19 protein-coding genes are annotated in these 19283 nt (G+C 64.7%); 9 read left to right on the plus strand and 10 right to left on the minus strand.

Annotated features, from left to right (window positions below; genetic code table 11):
* Positions 1-32 precede the first annotated feature (32 nt).
* The 3 genes from LRS11_RS08705 to LRS11_RS08715 all read right to left on the minus strand — a co-directional run bounded on the left by LRS11_RS08705 (position 33) and on the right by LRS11_RS08715 (position 4228).
* Entirely contained in the window at positions 33-1193 is a 1161-nt protein-coding gene (locus tag LRS11_RS08705; RefSeq protein ID WP_260496442.1) for an iron-containing alcohol dehydrogenase, read from the minus strand.
* Positions 1194-1314: 121 nt separating this feature from the next.
* Positions 1315-2703 carry an aldehyde dehydrogenase family protein gene (locus LRS11_RS08710; RefSeq protein ID WP_260496443.1) on the minus strand — a complete coding sequence of 463 codons (1389 nt, stop codon included), beginning with the start codon at positions 2701-2703 and terminating at the stop codon, positions 1315-1317.
* 157 nt (positions 2704-2860) lie between these two features.
* The gene (locus LRS11_RS08715) at positions 2861-4228 is read right to left on the minus strand and encodes a glutamine synthetase family protein (RefSeq protein ID WP_260496444.1); all 1368 of its coding nucleotides are present in this window, start codon (positions 4226-4228) and stop codon (positions 2861-2863) included.
* A 185-nt stretch (positions 4229-4413) separates the two neighbouring features.
* Between LRS11_RS08715 and LRS11_RS08720 the strand changes: the two genes are divergently transcribed.
* From LRS11_RS08720 to dctP, 3 genes are all read left to right on the plus strand, one after another.
* Positions 4414-4923 (plus strand): TRAP transporter small permease subunit, encoded by a 510-nt coding sequence (locus LRS11_RS08720; protein ID WP_260496445.1) that lies wholly within the window; start codon positions 4414-4416, stop codon positions 4921-4923.
* Entirely contained in the window at positions 4920-6245 is a 1326-nt protein-coding gene (locus LRS11_RS08725; protein WP_260496446.1) for a TRAP transporter large permease subunit, read from the plus strand. Before LRS11_RS08720 ends, LRS11_RS08725 begins: the two co-directional genes overlap by 4 nt.
* Before the next feature lie 139 nt (positions 6246-6384).
* Entirely contained in the window at positions 6385-7437 is a 1053-nt protein-coding gene (gene dctP / locus LRS11_RS08730; protein WP_260496447.1) for a TRAP transporter substrate-binding protein DctP, read from the plus strand.
* A gap of 283 nt (positions 7438-7720) precedes the next feature.
* Here dctP and LRS11_RS08735 read toward each other — a convergent pair whose 3' ends face one another.
* Complete coding sequence (locus tag LRS11_RS08735; RefSeq protein ID WP_260496448.1) at positions 7721-8845, minus strand: methyltransferase; 1125 nt, start codon at positions 8843-8845, stop codon at positions 7721-7723.
* Positions 8846-8917: 72 nt separating this feature from the next.
* Here LRS11_RS08735 and LRS11_RS08740 point away from each other — a divergent pair, with 72 nt between their 5' ends.
* The gene (locus LRS11_RS08740) at positions 8918-9694 is read left to right on the plus strand and encodes a ferredoxin--NADP reductase (protein ID WP_260496449.1); all 777 of its coding nucleotides are present in this window, start codon (positions 8918-8920) and stop codon (positions 9692-9694) included.
* Positions 9695-10095: 401 nt separating this feature from the next.
* Positions 10096-11649 carry a TerC family protein gene (locus tag LRS11_RS08745; RefSeq protein ID WP_260496450.1) on the plus strand — a complete coding sequence of 518 codons (1554 nt, stop codon included), beginning with the start codon at positions 10096-10098 and terminating at the stop codon, positions 11647-11649.
* Positions 11650-11708: 59 nt separating this feature from the next.
* Here LRS11_RS08745 and mscL read toward each other — a convergent pair whose 3' ends face one another.
* The 3 genes from mscL to LRS11_RS08760 all read right to left on the minus strand — a co-directional run bounded on the left by mscL (position 11709) and on the right by LRS11_RS08760 (position 13316).
* The gene (mscL, locus tag LRS11_RS08750; RefSeq protein WP_260496451.1) at positions 11709-12140 is read right to left on the minus strand and encodes a large-conductance mechanosensitive channel protein MscL; all 432 of its coding nucleotides are present in this window, start codon (positions 12138-12140) and stop codon (positions 11709-11711) included.
* A gap of 59 nt (positions 12141-12199) precedes the next feature.
* Entirely contained in the window at positions 12200-12946 is a 747-nt protein-coding gene (locus LRS11_RS08755; protein WP_260496452.1) for an EAL domain-containing protein, read from the minus strand.
* A 115-nt stretch (positions 12947-13061) separates the two neighbouring features.
* The gene (locus tag LRS11_RS08760; protein WP_260496453.1) at positions 13062-13316 is read right to left on the minus strand and encodes a YdcH family protein; all 255 of its coding nucleotides are present in this window, start codon (positions 13314-13316) and stop codon (positions 13062-13064) included.
* 159 nt (positions 13317-13475) lie between these two features.
* Here LRS11_RS08760 and LRS11_RS08765 point away from each other — a divergent pair, with 159 nt between their 5' ends.
* Positions 13476-13754 (plus strand): YdcH family protein, encoded by a 279-nt coding sequence (locus LRS11_RS08765; protein WP_260496454.1) that lies wholly within the window; start codon positions 13476-13478, stop codon positions 13752-13754.
* Positions 13755-13772: 18 nt separating this feature from the next.
* Here the strand turns inward: LRS11_RS08765 and LRS11_RS08770 are convergent, their stop codons facing one another.
* Both LRS11_RS08770 and LRS11_RS08775 read right to left on the minus strand, forming a co-directional pair.
* Positions 13773-14270: a GNAT family N-acetyltransferase gene (locus LRS11_RS08770; protein ID WP_260496455.1), complete on the minus strand. Its 498-nt coding sequence runs from the start codon at positions 14268-14270 to the stop codon at positions 13773-13775.
* A gap of 1 nt (position 14271) precedes the next feature.
* The gene (locus LRS11_RS08775; RefSeq protein WP_260496456.1) at positions 14272-14691 is read right to left on the minus strand and encodes a GNAT family N-acetyltransferase; all 420 of its coding nucleotides are present in this window, start codon (positions 14689-14691) and stop codon (positions 14272-14274) included.
* A gap of 63 nt (positions 14692-14754) precedes the next feature.
* Between LRS11_RS08775 and radA the strand changes: the two genes are divergently transcribed.
* The gene (gene radA / locus LRS11_RS08780; protein ID WP_260496457.1) at positions 14755-16122 is read left to right on the plus strand and encodes a DNA repair protein RadA; all 1368 of its coding nucleotides are present in this window, start codon (positions 14755-14757) and stop codon (positions 16120-16122) included.
* Between the two features lie 93 nt (positions 16123-16215).
* On the opposite strand, the gene LRS11_RS08785 is transcribed toward radA, so the two are convergent.
* Positions 16216-16587: a PilZ domain-containing protein gene (locus LRS11_RS08785; RefSeq protein WP_260496458.1), complete on the minus strand. Its 372-nt coding sequence runs from the start codon at positions 16585-16587 to the stop codon at positions 16216-16218.
* A 259-nt stretch (positions 16588-16846) separates the two neighbouring features.
* On the opposite strand from LRS11_RS08785, the gene LRS11_RS08790 reads away from it, so the two are divergent.
* Together LRS11_RS08790 and LRS11_RS08795 are read left to right on the plus strand one after the other, a co-directional pair.
* Positions 16847-18913 carry a carbon starvation CstA family protein gene (locus LRS11_RS08790; RefSeq protein ID WP_260496459.1) on the plus strand — a complete coding sequence of 689 codons (2067 nt, stop codon included), beginning with the start codon at positions 16847-16849 and terminating at the stop codon, positions 18911-18913.
* 56 nt (positions 18914-18969) lie between these two features.
* On the plus strand, positions 18970-19173 hold the full coding sequence (locus LRS11_RS08795; RefSeq protein ID WP_260496460.1) for a YbdD/YjiX family protein: 204 nt from the start codon (positions 18970-18972) through the stop codon (positions 19171-19173).
* The last annotated feature ends 110 nt before the right edge of the window (positions 19174-19283 follow it).

Consider the following 19283-nt stretch of genomic DNA (forward strand, 5'->3'; position numbering starts at 1 on the left):
GATCCCGGATTGCATCCGGGCTACCGGTATTCTTACAACTGGCCCTTGAGCGCGGCAGTGAACAGCGCCGCACAATCCGCCTCGCTCAGCGGGCGCGGGTTGCCGCCGGCGGACGGATCGACCACCGCCATCTGCGCGATCAGCGCGGTCTGGCTGTCGTTCACGCCCAGTTCGGCCAGGCTGTGCGGCACGCCGGTGTCGCTGCGCAGACGCATGACCAGTTCGAGGAAGCTGTCGAAACCGGGATTGGCCAGGCCCAGGTAGGCAGCCAGGCGGGTGATGCGTTCCTCGATGACACTGCGGTTGAACTTCAGCACGTAGGGCATAAGGGTCGCATTGGTCATGCCGTGGTGGGTGTCGTACAGCGCGCCGATCGGGTGGGCGAGGGCGTGCATGCCGCCAAGGCCCTTCTGGAAGGCGGTGGCGCCCATGGCCGCGGCGGCGAGCATGTCGGCGCGCGCATCGAGGTCGTCCGGCGTCTTGACCGCGCGCACCAGGGCGCCGGCCACCAGGCGCATGCCCTCCACCGCGATGCCGTCGGCCAGCGGGTGGAAGCCCGGCGCGCAGTAGGCCTCCAGGCAGTGGGAGAAGGCGTCCATGCCGGTGCCGGCGGTGATAAAGGCCGGCATGCCGACGGAGAGCGCCGGGTCGCTGATGACGATCCTCGGCATCATCTGTGGGTGGAAGATGATGCGCTTGGTGTGCGTGCGCTCGTCGGTGAGGATGCCGGCGCGGCCGACTTCCGAGCCGGTGCCGGCGGTGGTCGGCACGGCGATCACCGGCGCGATGCCGCGCGGGTCGGCGCGGGTCCACCAGTCGCCGACATCCTCGAAGTCCCACACCGGTCGCGCCTGGCCGCTCATGAAGGCGATCAGCTTGCCCATGTCCAGGCCGCTGCCACCGCCGAAGGCGACCACACCATCGTGTTTGCCGGCGTGGTAGGCAGCCAGGCCGGCGCTCAGGTTGCTTTCCACCGGGTTCGGCTTGAGCTCGCAGAACAGTGCGGCACCGAGGCCGGCGGCCTGCAACGAGGCGAGCGCGGCGGTGGTGATTGGCGCACTACCCAGGCCGCGGTCGGTGACCAGCAGCGGGCGCAGCATGCCCAGGCTCTGGCACAGCTCGGGCAGCTCACTGATGCGGCCGACGCCGAAGCGCACAGAGGTCGGGTAGTTCCAGTTGGCGGTCTTGCTCATGGCTGGGCCTCACGAAATGAGCGGTTCATACGCCCCCTCTCCCGTTCACGGGAGAGGGCTGGGGAGAGGGTGCTGTCCGCCCCTCTCCCCCGGCCCCTCTCCCACAAGTGGGAGAGGGGAGTTACAAGGCATGACGCAGGTGGAAGGACTTGGGCCGGGTCAGGTGTTCGTAGCCGAGGCTGGACAGCGTGGCACCACGGCCGCTGTGCTTGACCCCGGTCCAGGCCAGGGCCGGGTCGAGGTAGTCGCAGCGGTTCATGAACACCGTGCCGGTGTCGAGTTGCTGGCCGATGTGTTCGGCTGCGGCGAGGTCGCTGCTCCAGATCGCCGCGCTGAGTCCGTAGGGGCTGTCGTTCATCAGCGCGATGGCCTCGGCGTCACCGGCCACCGGCATGATGCCGACCACCGGGCCGAAGCTTTCCTGGCGCATCACGGCCATGTCGTGGTTCACCTGGGTCAGCACCTGCGGCGCCAGGTAGGCACTGCCGGGCGCATCGGCGGCGAAGGCCTTGGCATCGATCAACGCCTTGGCGCCCTTGGCCCTGGCCTCGGCGATCTGCCCACGGACGAACTCGGCGGCCTCGCTGCGCACCAGCGGGCCTAGGGTGGTGGCCTCCTGCAGCGGGTTGCCCAGCACGTACTGCTTGGTCAGCTCGACGAAGCCCTCGACAAAGGCTGGATAGAGGGCCTTGTCCACATAGATACGCTCGATGCCGCAGCAGCTCTGCCCAGAGTTGAAGAAGCTGCCGTCGACCAGGTTTTCCACCGCGTGGGCCAGGTTGGCGTCGGCGCGCACATAGGCCGGGTCCTTGCCGCCCAGCTCCAGGCCGACGCCGATGAAGTGCCCGGCGGCGGCACTCTCCATCAGTCGACCGCCTTCCACCGAGCCGGTGAAGTTGACCTGCTGCACATGCCCGGAGGCGATCAGGGCGGCCGTCTGGCCGTGGTCCAGCACCAGGTTGCGGAACAGTCCGTGTGGCAGGCCGGCGCGCTCGAAGGCCAGGGCGAAGCGTTCGCCGACCAGCAGGGTCTGGCTGGCATGCTTGAGCAGCACGGCGTTGCCGGCCATCAGCGCCGGGATGATGGCGTTCACCGCGGTCAGGTAGGGATAGTTCCACGGTGCGATGACCAACACCGTGCCCAGCGGTTCGCGGCGGACATAGCGGCGGAAACCGTCCTTCGGCGGCGGCACCACATCGGCCAGGGCGCGGGCGGCGATGCCGACCATGTAGCGCGCACGCTCCTCGAAGCCGCGCAGCTCGCCGGCGCCATAGCGCACCGGGCGGCCCATCTGCCAGGCCAGTTCGGGGACGATCTCGTCCTGCATGGCGAGCATGGCCTCCACGGCCTTCAGGCAGTAGCCGGCGCGCTGCTCGATGCTCAGCTCGCGCCAGGCGCGCTGGGCTTCACGGGCACTGCTCAGGGCCTGTTCCAGCTGGCTGGAGCTGGCGTAGGGACGTTCGGCATACAGGCTGCCGTCGACCGGGGAAATCAGGCGAATCGTGTTCATCGAGCCTCCCTCTCTGGAGCTGTTCTTCGTGGGAGCGAGCTCTGCTCGCGAAGCTTTAGCGGTGTTTGGGTTCGCGAGCAGAGCTCGCTCCTACAGGATTTGATGGGGGCTTCTGCCCTCTCCCCCGGCCCCTCTCCCACAAGTGGGAGAGGGGAGGTTAATAACGCTCGAAGCCGCGGTGCAGCTCCCAGTCGGTCACCCGGCGGTCGTACTCCGATTGCTCCCAGCGCGCGGTGTGCAGGTAGTGCTCGACCACCTCGTCACCGAAGGCCGCGCGTAGCATCTGCGAGCGGGACAGAGCATCGGTGGCGCCGCGCAGGGTCTTGGCCACCTCGGGCAGTTCCTCGTGTTCATAGGCGTCGCCGGAGAAGGGGGCTGGCAGCTCCAGCTGCTCGTCGATGCCGGCCAGGCCCGCGGCGATCAGCGCGGCGAAGGCCAGGTAGGGGTTGAGGTCGGCGCCACCGATGCGGCATTCGATGCGGATGCCCTTGCCGCCTTCGCCGCACAGGCGAAAGCCGGCGGTGCGGTTGTCATTGCTCCACACCGCGCGGGTGGGGGCGAAGGTGCCGGCCTGGAAGCGCTTGTAGGAGTTGATGTAGGGGGCGAGGAAGTAGGTGATGTCGCTGGCGTACTTGAGCTGGCCGGCCACCCACTGGCGCATCAGCTTGGACATGCCGAACTCGGCCTTGGCATCGAAGAACAGCGGCTTGTTGCCCTTCAGGCTCCACAGCGAGTTGTGCACGTGGCTGCTGGAGCCGGCCAGGTTGTAGTTCCACTTGGCCATGAAGGTGATGGCCTTGCCCTGCTGCATGGCGATTTCCTTGCAGGCATGTTTGATCAGGCTGTGGTTGTCGGCCATGGTCAGCGCATCGGCGTAGCGCACGTTGATCTCTTCCTGGCCGGGGCCCCATTCGCCTTTGGAGTTCTCCACGGCGATGCCGGATGCCTGCAGGTGCTTGCGGATGGCACGCAGTACCGGCTCGTCGCGGATGGTCTGCAGGATGCCGTAGTCCTCGATGTGGTAGTTGGCCGTGCGTGGCTCGCGGTAGTGCTGGGCGTGGATGCTCTCGTAGCTCTGGTCGAACAGGTAGAACTCCAGCTCCGAGGCGAACATGCCCTTGTAGCCACGCTCGGTGAGGCGGGCGATCTGCCGCTTGAGGATGCCGCGCGGGCTGTGCGGCAGGTCCTGGTGGTGATGATCCTGGACGTCGCACAGCACCAGGGCCGCACCCTCCAGCCAGGGCACCAGGCGCAGGGTGGAGAGGTCGGGCTTGAACACGAAGTCGCCGTAGCCGCGCTTCCAGCTGGCGGCGGCGTAGCCGGGCACCGGTTCCATGTCGATGTCGTCGGCCAGCAGGTAGTCGCAGCCGTGGGTCTCTTCATGGGCGCTGTCGAGGAAGAACTCGACCTGGAAGCGCTTGCCGATCAGGCGTCCCTGCATGTCGACCATGCAGGCCAGGACAGTATCAACAGTGCCGGCTTCGGCGTGCTGGCGCAGCTGAGCCAGGGTGAGAGGGGCAGTCATCGCAGATCTCCGCATGCGTGGCCGCTGCAGCGGCCTGTTGTTTTTGTGCTGTGCGTGAGCGAGTCCCGCAGGGCGGGATGCCTCTGACTCTAGTCGATTTTTTGCGGCTGTCCGGGTGGTCAGGTTGGCAAGTGACGAAGCTGGTCTAGGCTGTGCGAGGTAGGGATAACTCGGCAGACAGGCTCATGCACAAGGCAATCCGCGGGTATGTGCGCGTGGTAGAGCGGATCAACCGCTGGATCGGTCGCTGCGCCATGTACCTGATCTTCGCCATCCTCGGCGTGCTGTTTTATTCCTCGCTGAGCAAGGTGGCGTTCGAACCGGCGATCTGGACCCTGGAGATCGCGCAGTTCCTCATGGTTGCCTACTTCCTGCTGGGCGGCGCCTATTCCATGCAGCTCGACGGCCATGTGCGCATGGACCTGCTGTACAGCCGCTGGACCCTGCGCACCCGCGCCTGGGTCGATCTGCTGACCGTGGGCTTTCTGCTGTTCTATCTGGTGTTGCTGCTGTACGGCGGCATCTCTTCGACCTGGTACGCCTTCGAGTACGACGAGACCAGCTACTCGGCCTGGTCGCCGCGCATGGCGCCGATCAAGGTGCTGATGTGCATCGGCGTGGCGCTGATGCTGCTGCAGGCGATTGCCATGCTGTTCAGGGATCTGGCGCTGATCCGCGGGGAGCCTATCGAATGAGCGAGTCGCCCATCGCCCTGCTGATGTTCTCCTCGATGATGCTGTTGCTGCTCACCGGCAAGCGGGTGTTCGGCGCCATCGGTTTCGTCGCCGCGGCGGCGGCCCTGCTGCTGTGGGGCGATGGCGGGGTGGAGCTGCCGTTCAGTGCGGCGATGAAGCTGATGAAGTGGTACCCGCTGCTGACCCTGCCGCTGTTCGTGTTCATGGGCTACATGCTGTCCGAGTCGGGCATTGCCGAAGACCTGTACCGCATGTTCCATGTGTGGATGGGGCCGCTGCATGGCGGGCTGGCCATCGGCACCATCCTGCTGATGGTGGTGATCTCGGCGATGAACGGCCTGAGCGTGGCCGGCATGGCCATCGGTGCGAGCATCGCCCTGCCCGAGCTGCTGCGGCGTGGCTACGACAAGATTATGGTCACCGGGGTGATCCAGGCCGGCAGCACGCTGGGTATCCTGATCCCGCCCAGCGTGGTGCTGGTGCTGTACGGCATGATCGCGCGCCAGCCGGTCGGCCAGCTGTGGCTGGCCGGGGTGTTTCCCGGCCTGCTGATGGCCAGTCTGTTCATCCTCTACATCGTCATTCGCTGCTGGATCAACCCCAGCATGGGCCCGGCGCTGCCTCTCGAGGAGCGCGCGCAGATCAGCCTGGGCGAGAAGGTGCGCCTGCTGCGCGCCGGGCTGATCCCGCTGTTGATCTTCTTTGCCATGACCGGCCTGTTCATGCTCGGCTACACCAGCCTGGTGGAAAGCTCGGCGGTGGGCGCCGTGTCGGCCCTGCTGGCGGCGCTGGTCAAGGGGCGGCTGAACCGCCAGGTGATGGAAGACACCCTGCGCAAGACCCTGGTCATCAGCTGCATGTTCATGTGGATCATCCTCGCCGCCCTGTGCTTCGGTGCGGTGTTCGACGGCCTCGGCGCGGTCAAGGCGATCGAGGACTTGTTCGTCGGCAGCCTGGGCCTGGGCCCCTGGGAAATCCTCATCCTGATGCAGCTGTCGTTCATCATCATGGGCATGTTCCTCGACGACACCGCCATGCTGGTGATCGTCGCGCCGCTGTATATCCCCCTGGTCGGTAGCCTGGGCTTCGACCTGGTGTGGTACGGCGTGCTCTACACCATGACCTGCCAGATGGCCTACATGACCCCGCCCTTCGGCTACAACCTGTTTCTCATGCGCGCCATGGCGCCGCCGGAAATCAGCCTGCGGGACATCTATGCCTCGGTAACCCCCTTCGTCCTGGTCATGGTGCTGACCCTGGCGCTGGTGATGATCTTTCCGCAGATCGCCCTGTGGCTGCCACAGCTGCACTACGGGCGTTGAACGCTTTCTAGCTTTCGGGGCGGCGCCTCCGGTTGTCTCTTGTGCGCGCGCTGACCTGGAAAACGGGACGGGCCCTGCCGGCCGGCCCGCAACGATGCGCAGGCTTGGCATCTGAGTCGACAGCCTTGGAGATGACAGCATGACTACGAGACGCAGTTTCCTGAAGACCGCCGCCGTCACAGGGGGCGCGGTCGGCACCGCGGCCCTGGGCGGGGCGCATATCTATGCCGCAGAACCGAAGAAGATCACCTGGCGCCTGCAGACCTATGCTGGTGCGGCGCTGGCCGAGCATGTGATCAAACCCTCGATCGAGGCCTTCAACAAGGTCGCCGAGGGGCAGATGGAGATCCAGCTGTACTTCGCCGACCAGCTGGTGCCCACCGGCGAGCTGTTCCGCGCCATGCAGAAGGGCACCATCGATGCGGTGCAGAGCGACGACGACTCGATCGCCGCGCCGGTGGACATCGCCGTGTTCGGCGGCTATTTCCCCTTCGCCAGCCGCTACAGCCTGGATGTGCCGGTGCTGTTCGAGCAGTACGGCCTGCGCAAGATCTGGGAGGAGGCCTACGCCGAGGTCAAGGGCGTGACCTGGCTCGGCGCCGGTGCCTGGGACCCGTGCAACTTCGCCACCGTGGAGCCGGTCAAGTCGCTGGCCGACCTCAAGGGCAAGCGTATCTTCACCTTCCCCACCGCCGGCAAGTTCCTCACCCGTTTCGGCATCATTCCGGTGACCCTGCCCTGGGAAGATGTCGAAGTGGCGATCCAGACCGGCGAGCTGGACGGCATCGCCTGGTCCGGCATCACCGAGGACTACACGGTGGGCTGGGCCAACGTCACCAAGTACTTCCTTACCAACAACATCTCCGGCGCCTGGATCGGCTCCTACTTCGCCAACTCCGAGCGCTGGGCCGAAGTACCCGAACAGCTCAAGACCCTGTTCAAGCTGTGCATGGACAGCTCGCACTACTATCGCCAGCACTGGTACTGGGGCGGCGAGGCCAAGCTGCGGGTGGAGGGCGACAAGCTCAAGCTGACCACCATCCCCGCCGAGGAGTGGAAGACGGTGGAAGACGAGGCGCATAAGTTCTGGGAAGAGATCGCCAAGACCAGCCCGCGCTGCGCCAAGGTGGTGGAGATCTTCAAGCAGTACAACGCGCTGATGGAGAAGGCTGGGCCGCCCTACCGTTACTGAAGGCAGTGACGCCGCAGGCAGCCCGGTGCTGCCTGCGGCGTTTTGCTGTCAGGCGCCGTAACTCCCCTCTCCCACTTGTGGGAGAGGGGCTGGGGGAGAGGGGCGTCGCTGAGAACCTCGGCAGACGCTCAGTGTGTAGCCCGGATGCAATCCGGGGTAGGCGACTGCGATCCCGGATTGCATCCGGGCTACGGGGAGTGCGGGACGTACCACCCGCTCACTCAACCCCTGCTTACCCTGCCGGCAGCGCGGGGCATACCCGAGCCAGACAGGAAGCAGACTCTCAGCGCGTCGCCTTGAGAATGACAAACTTGGGCGTGGCCGCCACCTGCTCCACGCCACGGAACAGGCGCTTGAGCTTGGTGTGGTAGCCGAGATGACGGTTGCCGACTATCCACAGCTCGCCGCCGGTCACCAGCGCCGCGCGGGCCTGCTGGAACATGCGCCAGGCGAGGAAGTCGCCGACCACCTGCTGCTGGTGGAAGGGCGGGTTGCACAGCACCAGATCCAGCGATTGCTCCGGCTGCTCGGCTAGGCCATCGTCGGCGCGAATGGTCACCGCGCGCTCACCCAGCGCCGCGCGCCAATTGTCGGCCGCCGACTGCACGGCCATGTACGACTCGTCGACCAAGGTCAGCTGCGCCTCGGGATTGCCCAGGGCGTAGACGATGCCGAGCACGCCGTTGCCGCAGCCGAGGTCGGCCACGCGCAGCGGCAGCAGGCTTTTCGGTAGGTGCGGGAGGAAGGCGCGGGTACCAATGTCCAGACCTTCGCGGCAGAACAGGTTGGCCTGGTTGCTCAGTTCCAGCGCCGGTTTGTCCAGGCGGTAGCGGGTCGGGTAGGGCGAGACCGGCGCCGGTTTGTCCTGCATGCTGGCGCTCAGCAGGCGCGCCTTCTTCACCGCCAGCGAAGCCTGCACCGGGCCGATGTACTGCTCCAGCAGCTCGCCGGCACTGCGTGGCAGATGCTTGAGCATGGCCCCGGCGATCACCCGCGCGCCGGGGGCGAGCTGGCCGTGCAGGCGGATCAGCTGTTCCTCCAGCAGGGCCAGGGTCTTCGGCACGCGGATCAGCACCAGATCGAACGGCCCTATGGCCACCTCGCTGGCCGGCACGAAGCGCACGGCGTCGAGCGCCAGATTGTTGCGCGCCAGGTTCTTCTGCAGGGCCAGCTGGCCCAGGTGCGAGTCGCCGCTGCTGGTCACCCGGCAGTGCGGCGCCAGGCTGGCGGCCAGGGCGCCGAAGCCGTCGTTGAGCAGCAGTACGCGGCTGTCAGCACTCAAACCCTGCTCGTGCAGGTGGTTGAGCAGGTGCTCGTCGGCCGCATCGAAGGCCTGCAACGGCTCGTTGGGCATCTCGGGCTGGCGGAGCAGATCGAGCTGGGCGAAGGGGGTAGCGAGAATAGGCATGGAAACCGTCGGTGTTTGTCCGCCGCGCTTTGCGCGAGACTGGCGGCAGGTGTGCGAATCGAGGCCGCAAGTATGACTGCCAGTGCAGACAAGTTCACCCGCCAGCTGCTCAGCGAGGTACGCGTCTGGTCGCCGACCCTGTTCAGCCTGCGCTGCTCACGCGACCCCGGCTTGCGCTTTCGCGCCGGCCAGTTCGCCCGCCTCGGTGTGCGCAAGGCCGATGGCACAGTGGTCTGGCGCGCCTACTCGATGGTCTCGGCGCCCCATGACGAGTTCCTCGAATTCTTCTCCATCGTCGTCCCTGGCGGCGAGTTCACCAGCGAGCTGAGTCGGCTCAGGGCCGGTGACGAGCTGCTGGTGGAGCGCCAGCCAGTCGGCTACCTCACCCTCGACCGCTTCCCCGACGGCCGCGACCTGTGGTTGATTGGCACCGGCACCGGGCTGGCGCCGTTCCTCTCGATCCTGCAGGACTTCGAGGCCTGGCAGCGCTTCGAACGCATCGTCCTGGTCTACAGCGCGCGCACCCAGGGCGAACTGGCCTACCAGCAACTGATCGAGGAACTGCCCCGGCGCGACTACCTGGCCGAGCATGGCCACAAGCTGACCTACCTGCCGAGCGTCACCCGCGAGCAGGTGCCGGGCGCCCTGCATGGCCGGGTCACCACGCTGATTGAAAGCGGTGAGCTGGAGCGTGCCGCCGGCCTGGCGCTGGACCCGGCGCACTCGCGCATCATGCTCTGCGGCAACCCGCAGATGATCGAAGACACCCGCGCCGTGTTGAAAGCTCGTGGCCTGCAGCTGAGCCTGAGCCGGCGGCCGGGGCAAGTGGCGGTGGAGAACTACTGGTAAGAACCTGTCCACGATATCCTGGCCGTCGGCCATACCTCGTTAAAAACAGGCTCGGATGCTCATTTACAGCTCGTAAACTCCGCTTCCTCACCTGTTTTTGCCTTGTCTGGCTCTAGTCCAGAAGATCGTGAACAGGTCCTAAGGCCGGCGCGGATGAACGCTAAAATCTGGTAACGCTTTCACCCTTACCCTTGTCGGTCGACGCCGTTAGCATGGCCGTCCGTTTTTTTCCGATAAGGCCCAATGGACAGCGATTGTTGCAAGCCACCCCCGGTGGCCACTCTCCCTGCAATACCCCACCCACGCCACGCGTGCGGTAACCCCTCTGTTATGTCCGATGACCTGGCGACCGCACTGCGGCATGCCGGTTTCCCTGTTCGCACTGGAAAACACTGACCGCTATGGAATGGATCGCAGATCCCACGGCATGGCTTGGCCTGCTGACCCTGATCGTCCTGGAAATCGTCCTGGGCATCGACAACCTGGTGTTCATCGCCATTCTTGCCGACAAGCTGCCGCCGGAGCAGCGTGACCGCGCACGGCTGATCGGCCTGAGTCTGGCGATGATCATGCGCCTGGGCCTGCTGGCCAGTATCGCCTGGCTGGTGACCTTGACCGAGCCGCTGATCGAGGTGTTCGGCAAGACCTTCTCCGGGCGTGACCTGATCATGCTGTTCGGTGGTGTGTTCCTGTTGTTCAAGGCCACCATGGAGCTGCACGAACGCCTCGAAGGGCGCCCCCATCAGCCCGGCGGCAGCAAGGTGTATGCGCGTTTCTGGCCGGTGGTGGCGCAGATCATCGTGCTTGATGCGGTGTTCTCCCTGGACGCGGTGATCACCGCCGTGGGTATGGTCGAGCACCTGCAGGTGATGATGATCGCCGTGGTCATTTCCATGGGCCTGATGATCGTCGCGAGTAAGCCGCTGACCGCCTTCGTCAACGCACGACCGACAGTGATCATGCTGTGTCTGGGCTTCCTGATGATGATCGGTTTCAGCCTCACCGCCGAAGGCCTGGGCTTCCACATCCCGAAAGGCTACCTGTACGCGGCGATCGGCTTCTCGATCCTCATCGAGCTGTTCAACCAGCTGGCCCGTTCGCGCCGCAAGCGCAGCCTGCAGGGCGAACGCGGCCTGCGTGAGCGCACTGCCCATGCGGTGATGCGTCTGCTCGGCGGCAAGGTGCAGGCCGACGAGGTGGGCGAGGAAATCGCCGACATGCTCGAAGGTGGCGCCGGCGAGGCAGTGCTGTTCGACCGGCGCGAGCGGGTGATGATCAGCGGCGTGCTGAGCCTGGCCGAGCAGTCGATCCAGAAGGTCATGACTGACCGCATGGATGTCGACCGGATCAACCTCGACGACCCGCAGGAGACTATCCACCAGGCCCTGCTGGAGTCGCCGCACTCGCGTCTGCTGGTGTCGCGTGGCGATGCTGCCGACGAGCCGCTGGGCTACATCCACAAGAAGGAGCTGTTCAAGGAGCTGCTCAAGGGCGAGCAGCCGGACATCGAAAGCCTGGTACGGGCGCCGCTCAACCTGCCGGACAGCGCCTCGGTGCTCAGCGCCCTGGAACAGATGCGCCAGGCCTCGACCCACGTGGCCTTCGTGGTCAACGAGTTCGGTGGTTTCGAGGGCTTGCTGACCCTGACCGACATCCTCGAGGCGATTGCCGGCGAACTGCCGGACGCCAGCGAGGTGGACGGCCCGGATATCGAGGAGCTGGATGGCGCTTATCGGGTCAGCGGCGCCCTCAACCTGGCAGTGCTGCGTGAGCGTCTGGGCTTCTCGGTGCGCCCGACGGACGATTACCAGACCCTGGCCGGACTGGTCATGAGCCTGCTCGACCGCCTGCCGATGATTGGCGATCAGCTGGAGTACGCGGATTGGCGCCTGACCGTCACCGAGGTCAAGGATCGTCGCGTAGCCAAGTTGTTGCTCAAGCCGCTGGCGGATTAAGCACGACGCCAGATCAACAAAAAAGGCACCCGCAGGTGCCTTTTTTGTGGGCTCAGGACTCAGTCCTTGGTTTGCTGGGCCTTGAGCAGGTCGCGGATCTCGCTGAGCAGTTCCTGCTCCTTCGTCGGCGCCGGCGGTACTTCAGGAGCAGCGGCTTCCTCGCGCTTGAGGCGGTTGATCGCCTTGACGCCCATGAAAATGGCGAAGGCGACGATGATGAAGTCGAGAATGGTCTGGATGAACTTGCCGTAACTCAGTGCCACGGCCGGAACCGCCGCGGTGGTATCGGTGGCTGCGATCGCTTCACGCAGGACGATGGTTAGGTCGGTGAAGTCGACCCCGCCGATCAGCAGGCCGATCGGCGGCATGATCACGTCGCCGACGAACGAGGTGACGATCTTGCCGAAGGCGGCACCGATGATGATGCCCACGGCCATGTCGACCACGTTGCCCTTCATGGCGAAGGCTTTGAATTCGCTGACGATGCTCATGTTTCGCTCCCTGAGGTTTGGTGTGCGCCGAGTTTACTGCACTCGCCCGGTGCTGCCAGCTACTGCGGGTAGTTGACCGCAGGCAGGCTTTCGAAGGCGGGTTTGGCCAGCAGATAGCCCTGAAACAGCTCGACGCCCATGTGCTGCAGGGTCTGCAGCTCGGCCTGGGTCTCGATGCCTTCGGCAATCACCCGCACCTTGAGTTTGCGGCACATGTCCAGGGTCGACTCGACGAGGATCTGCCGCACGTTGTCGCTGTCGATGTTGCGGATCAGATCCATGTCCAGCTTGATCAGGTCGGGCTGGAAGTCGGCGAGCAGGTTGAGCCCGGCATAACCGGCGCCAAAATCGTCGATGGCGGTCATGAAGCCCTGCTTGCGATAGGCCTTGAGGATGCCGCTGAGGTGCTCGATATCTAGCACCTGCTCCTGCTCGGTGACTTCGAAGATGATCTTGTCGAGGGGCAGGTTGAAGCGCTGCGCCGCTTCCAAGGTGGCGCGGATGCAGGTTTCCGCCTGGTACACGGCGTTGGGCATGAAGTTGATCGAAACCATGGCCGGCACCTGCAGGCGCGCGGCCAGCTCTACCGCCTTGATTCGACAGCTCTGGTCGAAGGCGTAGAGGTTTTCCGACGTAACCCTTGCCAGCAGGCTGCCGGCTGACTCGCCGTTGACCCCGCGCACCAGGGCTTCATGGGCGAATACCTGGCGCCGGGCGACGTCGACGATGGGCTGGAAAGCCATGCTGATAGGGAAGTCCAGTCCCTTGCCATCACGGCAAGCAGAACAGCCTGGAGAGTTCTTCATGCGTGCTTCTCATGGTGGAGTCGAACCAAGATAAGCAAAAAATCTATCGGCTGTCTTGCTTGGTGCGGCCTTGGCAATTGAATTCTGGAAGGGGGCGGCACTTCAGCTTTACTGCCTAGCCTGCAGCGCCGTTGGCTTTACGTAGGCGCTCAGCGATCTGGTCCTTGAGGGTGACGCGCTCATTCTTCAGGGCGTGCAGGGCCAGATCATCCAGCGCCTGGCGGCCGTCTTCCACTTCATAGATGCGCTTGTCCAGGGCCTCGTAGTTCTTTGCCATGTGGGCGAACTGCGCATCGCTGGCATGCAGGGCTTGTAGTTGCTGGCGGTATTCCGGGAATTCATGGGTCAGTGGGTGGTGTTCGAGGGGCATTGCGGTTACTCCCGGCTGAGGACTGGTCTGTTCAGACTAGCTCAGTGACCGGGCGGCGGAAGGCCGGTTGGCGAACGGTTGGCCTGGCGTTGATCGGCGTCAATGGTGTCGCGGTTCTGGCCCGTTAGGGTGGGCGCACTTATCTAGAGGAGCTTTCCCATGCATGTCGACCATCACCCCCTGATCCAGGACTTTCCCGAGCTGCGCAGTGAACTGCAGCGCCTGCGCCAGGAAGATCAGCACTTCTCGAAGCAGACCGATGAGTATGAGGCGTTGGACAAACGCATCTGCCGTATCGAAGACGGTATCGAACTGCTCGACGATGCTGCGCTGGCACAGCTCAAGCAGAATCGGGTCAGCCTCAAGGATGACCTGGCGCGCCAGTTGAAGATCGCCGCCGGGCAATGTTGTGGTTGCGGCAGTGGTTGCAGCGCTTGAGTCAGCCGGTATGACGGATCAATGCGTCTGCTGATCGAGCCGATAGGTCAGCAGGCCCGGCTGCTCCGGGTCTGCCAGTTGCTCCACGACGCGCAGCGGCAGCTCGGCCAGTAGACGCTGCCAGAACTGCCGGGCCAGGCTGTCCTGCTGGTAGAAACTGATCACCCAGCTGCCGCCGCCCGCGACTATCACCTGCTCCACCAGGGCCCGGCCGATGCCCAGGCGGCGGTACTTCTTGAGGATGAATAGGTCGGCAAACTCCAGGGCATCGACGCCCGGCAGTTCGCTGCGCTCGATCAGCAGGAAACCGGCGATGAAGCCGTCCACCAGTACCAGGCTGGCGCTCCAGTCCGGCTCCTGCCAATAGCGTTGCAGGTGCGGCTCGTGGATGTAAAAGCGGCCGTCGACCTCGATGTCCTCCTGCTCCCAGTCCGACGACTCGTAGGCATAGAACTGGTAGAGGTTGGCGATCAGCGGCAGCTGCTCGGTGGTGGTGGGGAGCAATTCGATCTGCATGTCAGTCCAGGCGCTTCTTCATGTGGTACAGGTGGGTGCCGCGTGGGCGGTCTTCCAGCACGCCGAACAGCTGGTAACCCTGCTTCTCGTAGAAAGCCCTGGCCTCCACCGTCTTCAGGTAGGCCACCAGGGCTCCATGGTGGCGCCCGTGTTCCTCGGCACGGCGTAGCAGGTCGGCCGCCAGGCCTTGGCCGCGCTGCGCTTCAGTTACCCACAGCGTGTCGATCTCCAGGCCATCCCAGTAGGCGTTGGCCAGTATGCCGGCAATCAACTGGCCGTCGTCGTCGCGCAGGTTGATCAGTAGCGGCTTATCGGCCGACTCATCAGGCAGATCCAGGCGCTGGGCTACGAACTCCTGGAACCGCTGCCGCAGCTCGGCACTCTGTGCGGTGCTTGGAGACTCGATGATTTCTTGGTGCATGATGGGCTCCAGGTTGCGGTAAGGGCGTTATTATCGCCCTCTTTTGCGAGAGGGAAGACTGTCATGGCCAAGGCCAAGCGCATGTATGGCTGCACCGATTGTGGCGCCACCTTTCCCAAGTGGGCCGGGCAGTGCGGCGAGTGCGGGGCCTGGAACACCCTGACCGAGACCATGATCGAAAGCGGCGGCGCCAGCGCACCGTCCGGGCGTGGCGGCTGGGCCGGGCAGCAGGCTCAGGTGAAGACCCTGGCCGAGGTCAGCGTCGAGGAAGTGCCGCGCTTCTCCACCGTCTCCGGCGAGCTGGACCGGGTGCTTGGCGGCGGCCTGGTGGATGGTTCGGTGGTGCTGATCGGCGGCGACCCCGGTATCGGCAAGTCGACCATTTTGCTGCAGACCCTGTGCAATATCGCCCAGCGCCTGCCGGCGTTGTATGTCACCGGCGAGGAATCCCAGCAGCAGGTGGCCATGCGCGCGCGCCGGCTGGAGCTGCCGCAGGACAAGCTCAAGGTGATGACCGAGACCTGCATCGAATCGATTATCGAGGTGGCGCGCCGCGAGCAGCCCAAGGTGATGGTGATCGACTCGATCCAGACCATCTTCACCGAGCAGCTGCAGTCCGCCCCCGGCGGCGTGGCTCAGGTGCGCGAGAGTGCGGCGCTGCTGGTGCGCTACGCCAAGCAGAGCGGCACGGCGATCTTCCTGGTCGGCCACGTGACCAAGGAAGGTGCCTTGGCCGGCCCGCGCGTGCTGGAGCACATGGTCGACACCGTGCTGTATTTCGAAGGTGAGTCCGACGGCCGCCTGCGCCTGTTGCGCGCGGTGAAGAACCGCTTCGGCGCGGTCAACGAGCTGGGCGTGTTCGGCATGACCGACAAGGGTCTCAAGGAAGTCACTAACCCCTCGGCGATCTTCCTCACCCGCGCCCAGGAGGAAGTGCCGGGCAGCGTGGTGATGGCCACCTGGGAAGGCACCCGGCCGATGCTGGTGGAGGTGCAGGCGCTGGTCGACACCAGTCACATGGCCAACCCGCGCCGCGTCACCCTGGGCCTGGACCAGAATCGCCTGGCCATGCTGCTGGCCGTGTTACACCGCCATGGCGGCATCCCGACCTACGACCAGGACGTGTTCCTCAACGTGGTGGGCGGGGTCAAGGTGCTGGAGACCGCCTCCGACCTGGCGCTGATGGCTGCAGTGATTTCCAGCCTGCGCAACAAGCCGCTGCCGCATGACCTGCTGGTGTTCGGCGAGATCGGCCTGTCCGGTGAGATTCGGCCGGTGCCGAGCGGTCAGGAGCGTTTGAAGGAGGCTGCCAAACACGGCTTCAAGCGCGCCATCGTGCCCAAGGGCAATGCGCCCAAGGAAGCGCCGCCGGGCCTGCAGGTGATCGCGGTGACGCGCCTGGAGCAGGCGCTGGATGCGTTGTTCGAGTAGCCCGGATGCAATCCGGGAAGGCTGCCCCGGATTGCATCCGGGCTACATAAGCAAAGGGCGCCGATTGGCGCCCTTTGCATTCGTGCCGTAGACCTAGTCTTCCTCGCCCAGTGCCGCCAGCTCCCGCTCCAGCAGGCTTTCGTCGCCGAGGTTGAGCTCCACCAGGCGGCGCAGGTGGCTGATCGACTCCAGGTCGATATGCCGGCAGACAAAACCGAGCAGCTCATCGCGCGTGCGGGTCAGTACCACTTCCAGATGCAGACGGGTGTCGCTGTCGAGGGTGATGGTGGCGTTGAACGCTTGGTCCGGGTCACCGTTCCAGTCGCGTGGACGCTTTACCAGCAGGCCCTTGAGCGACAGGTCATGCAGCTCCACCGTCCACCGGCGCTCGCCCTGGGTCAGCTCGGTGGCGGCGTCGAAGGCGATGCGCTGAAAGCGCCGACGCTCGGAGGTCGTGTCACTCATTGCAAGATTCCTCTGCGGTTTTGTCCACTATAGCCAAGCGCGCGGCAGAACGCTGCCAGTAGATGTGTCAGCGCGTGGGCGCTCGACTGAGTGGATTGGCTGGCGCTCTGCTATTGGCTGCATGCGGCAGGTGCTGATGCTGCTCGCGATGTCACGTGGCGCGCTGGTGCAAGGTGTCTAGACCAAGGTCGCATAGAGCTTTGCCGTGGACGGACTAAGCTTGTGCGGCAGCTTGTCTGTCCATGAATTGGGAGCGTTTATGAACAATAATAATAGCCTGCTGCGCCACCTGCCCTGGGCAGTGCTGGCAGTGGTGGGCGCCTGTGCCTTGGGTGTCGTGGCCTTGCGCCGCGGCGAAGCCATCAACGCCTTATGGATAGTGGTGGCCGCGGTGGCCCTCTATCTGGTCGCTTACCGTTACTACAGCCTGTTTATCGCCACCAAGGTGATGCAGCTCGATCCACGCCGGGCCACGCCGGCGGTGCTCAACAACGACGGTCTGGACTTCGTGCCGACCAACAAGCATGTGCTGTTCGGCCACCACTTCGCCGCCATCGCCGGCGCCGGCCCGTTGGTCGGCCCGGTGCTCGCCGCGCAGATGGGCTACCTGCCCGGCACGCTATGGCTGATCGCCGGGGTGGTGCTGGCCGGTGCCGTGCAGGACTTCATGGTCCTGTTCATTTCCACCCGCCGCAACGCCCGCTCGCTGGGCGACATGGTGCGCGAGGAGATGGGTCGCATTCCAGGCACCATTGCCTTGTTCGGCTGCTTCCTGATCATGATCATCATCCTCGCGGTGCTCTCGCTGATCGTGGTCAAGGCCCTGGCGCACAGTCCGTGGGGCATGTTCACGGTGATGGCGACCATCCCGATTGCCATGTTTATGGGCGTTTACATGCGCTACCTGCGCCCTGGGCGGATCGGTGAAATCTCGCTGATTGGCGTGATCCTGCTGCTGGCGTCAATCTGGCTGGGCGGGGAGATTTCCCTCGATCCGTACTGGTCGGTGGTGTTCACCTTCACCGGCGAGCAGATCACCTGGATGCTGGTCGGCTACGGCTTCGTCGCCGCTGTGCTGCCGGTATGGCTGATCCTCGCGCCGCGCGATTACCTGTCGACCTTCCTCAAGATCGGCACCATTGTCGCTCTGGCCATCGGCATCCTGATCCTCGCGCCCGAGCTGAAAATGCCGGCGCTGACTCAGTTCACCGATGGCACCGGGCCGGTGTGGAAAGGTGCGCTGTTCCCCTTCCTGTTCATCACCATCGCCTGTGGCGCGGTGTCCGGCTTCCACGCGCTGATTAGCTCGGGCACCACGCCCAAGTTGCTGGCCAATGAATCCCACGCGCGCTACATCGGCTACGGCGGCATGCTGATGGAGTCGATGGTGGCGATCATGGCCATGGTCGCGGCGTCGGTGATTGAGCCGGGCGTGTACTTCGCCATGAACAGCCCGCCCGCGGTGGTCGGCACCGATGTGGTCAGCGTGGCCGCAGCGGTCAGCAGCTGGGGCTTTGCCATTACCCCTGATGCGCTGGAAGCGGTGGCCCGTGATATCGGTGAGAGCTCGATCCTCAACCGTGCCGGTGGTGCGCCAACCTTGGCCGTGGGCATCGCGCAGATCCTCCACCAGGTGCTGCCGGGCGAGAACACCATGGCCTTCTGGTACCACTTCGCCATTTTGTTCGAGGCGCTGTTTATCCTCACCGCCGTGGATGCGGGCACCCGTGCCGGGCGCTTCATGCTGCAGGATTTGCTCGGCACCTTCGTGCCATCGCTCAAGCGCACCGAATCGTGGGGCGCCAACGTGCTGGCCACCGCCGGCTGCGTGGCACTGTGGGGCTACCTGCTGTACCAGGGCGTGATCGATCCGCTGGGCGGCATCAATACCCTGTGGCCGCTGTTCGGCATCTCCAACCAGATGCTCGCCGGCATCGCCCTGATGTTGTGCAGCGTGGTGCTGATCAAGATGAAGCGCCAGCAGTACGTTTGGGTCACCCTGTTGCCGGCGGTGTGGCTGCTGATCTGCACCACCACGGCGAGCCTGATCAAGCTGTTCGATGCCAACCCGGCCGTCGGCTTTCTCGCCCTGGCCAACAAGTACGAGGCGGCCCTGGCCACTGGGCAGATCCTTGCACCGGCCAAGGATCTTGGGCAGATGCAGAACGTGATCATGAACGCCTACACCAACGCCACGCTCAGCGTGCTGTTCCTGGTGGTGGTGTTCAGCATCCTGTTCTACGCGATCAAGGTTGGCCGCGCCGCCTGGGTTCGTCCGGAGCGCAGCGACAAGGAAACGGCGTTCCAGGTCATGCCTGACGCGTGAGTGCGTTGCCTGCCGGGCCTGTGCCGCAGGCCCGGCTACGTCATAAGGAGAACCCTGTGTTCAATGATCTCAGTCGCATGGGCAAGTACCTCGGGCAGGCCGCCCGCATGCTGGTCGGCATGCCTGACTACGACACCTATGTCGAACATATGCAGACCCAGCACCCGGAGCAGCCGGTGATGAGCTACGAGGCGTTCTTCCGTGAACGCCAGGAAGCGCGTTATGGCGGCGGCAAGGGCCGCCCGGTGCGCTGTTGCTGATATCTTTCGATGCAATACCTGCACGCCACGCTAGTCGTGGCGTGTTTCTTTGTGCGGTGGATGAGGCTTGGCTCATCCACCGCTAGACCGCTCGGTGGGTCGACACGGCG

The sequence above is a fragment of the Pseudomonas sp. J452 genome, from assembly GCF_024666525.1.
Lineage (GTDB): Bacteria > Pseudomonadota > Gammaproteobacteria > Pseudomonadales > Pseudomonadaceae > Aquipseudomonas.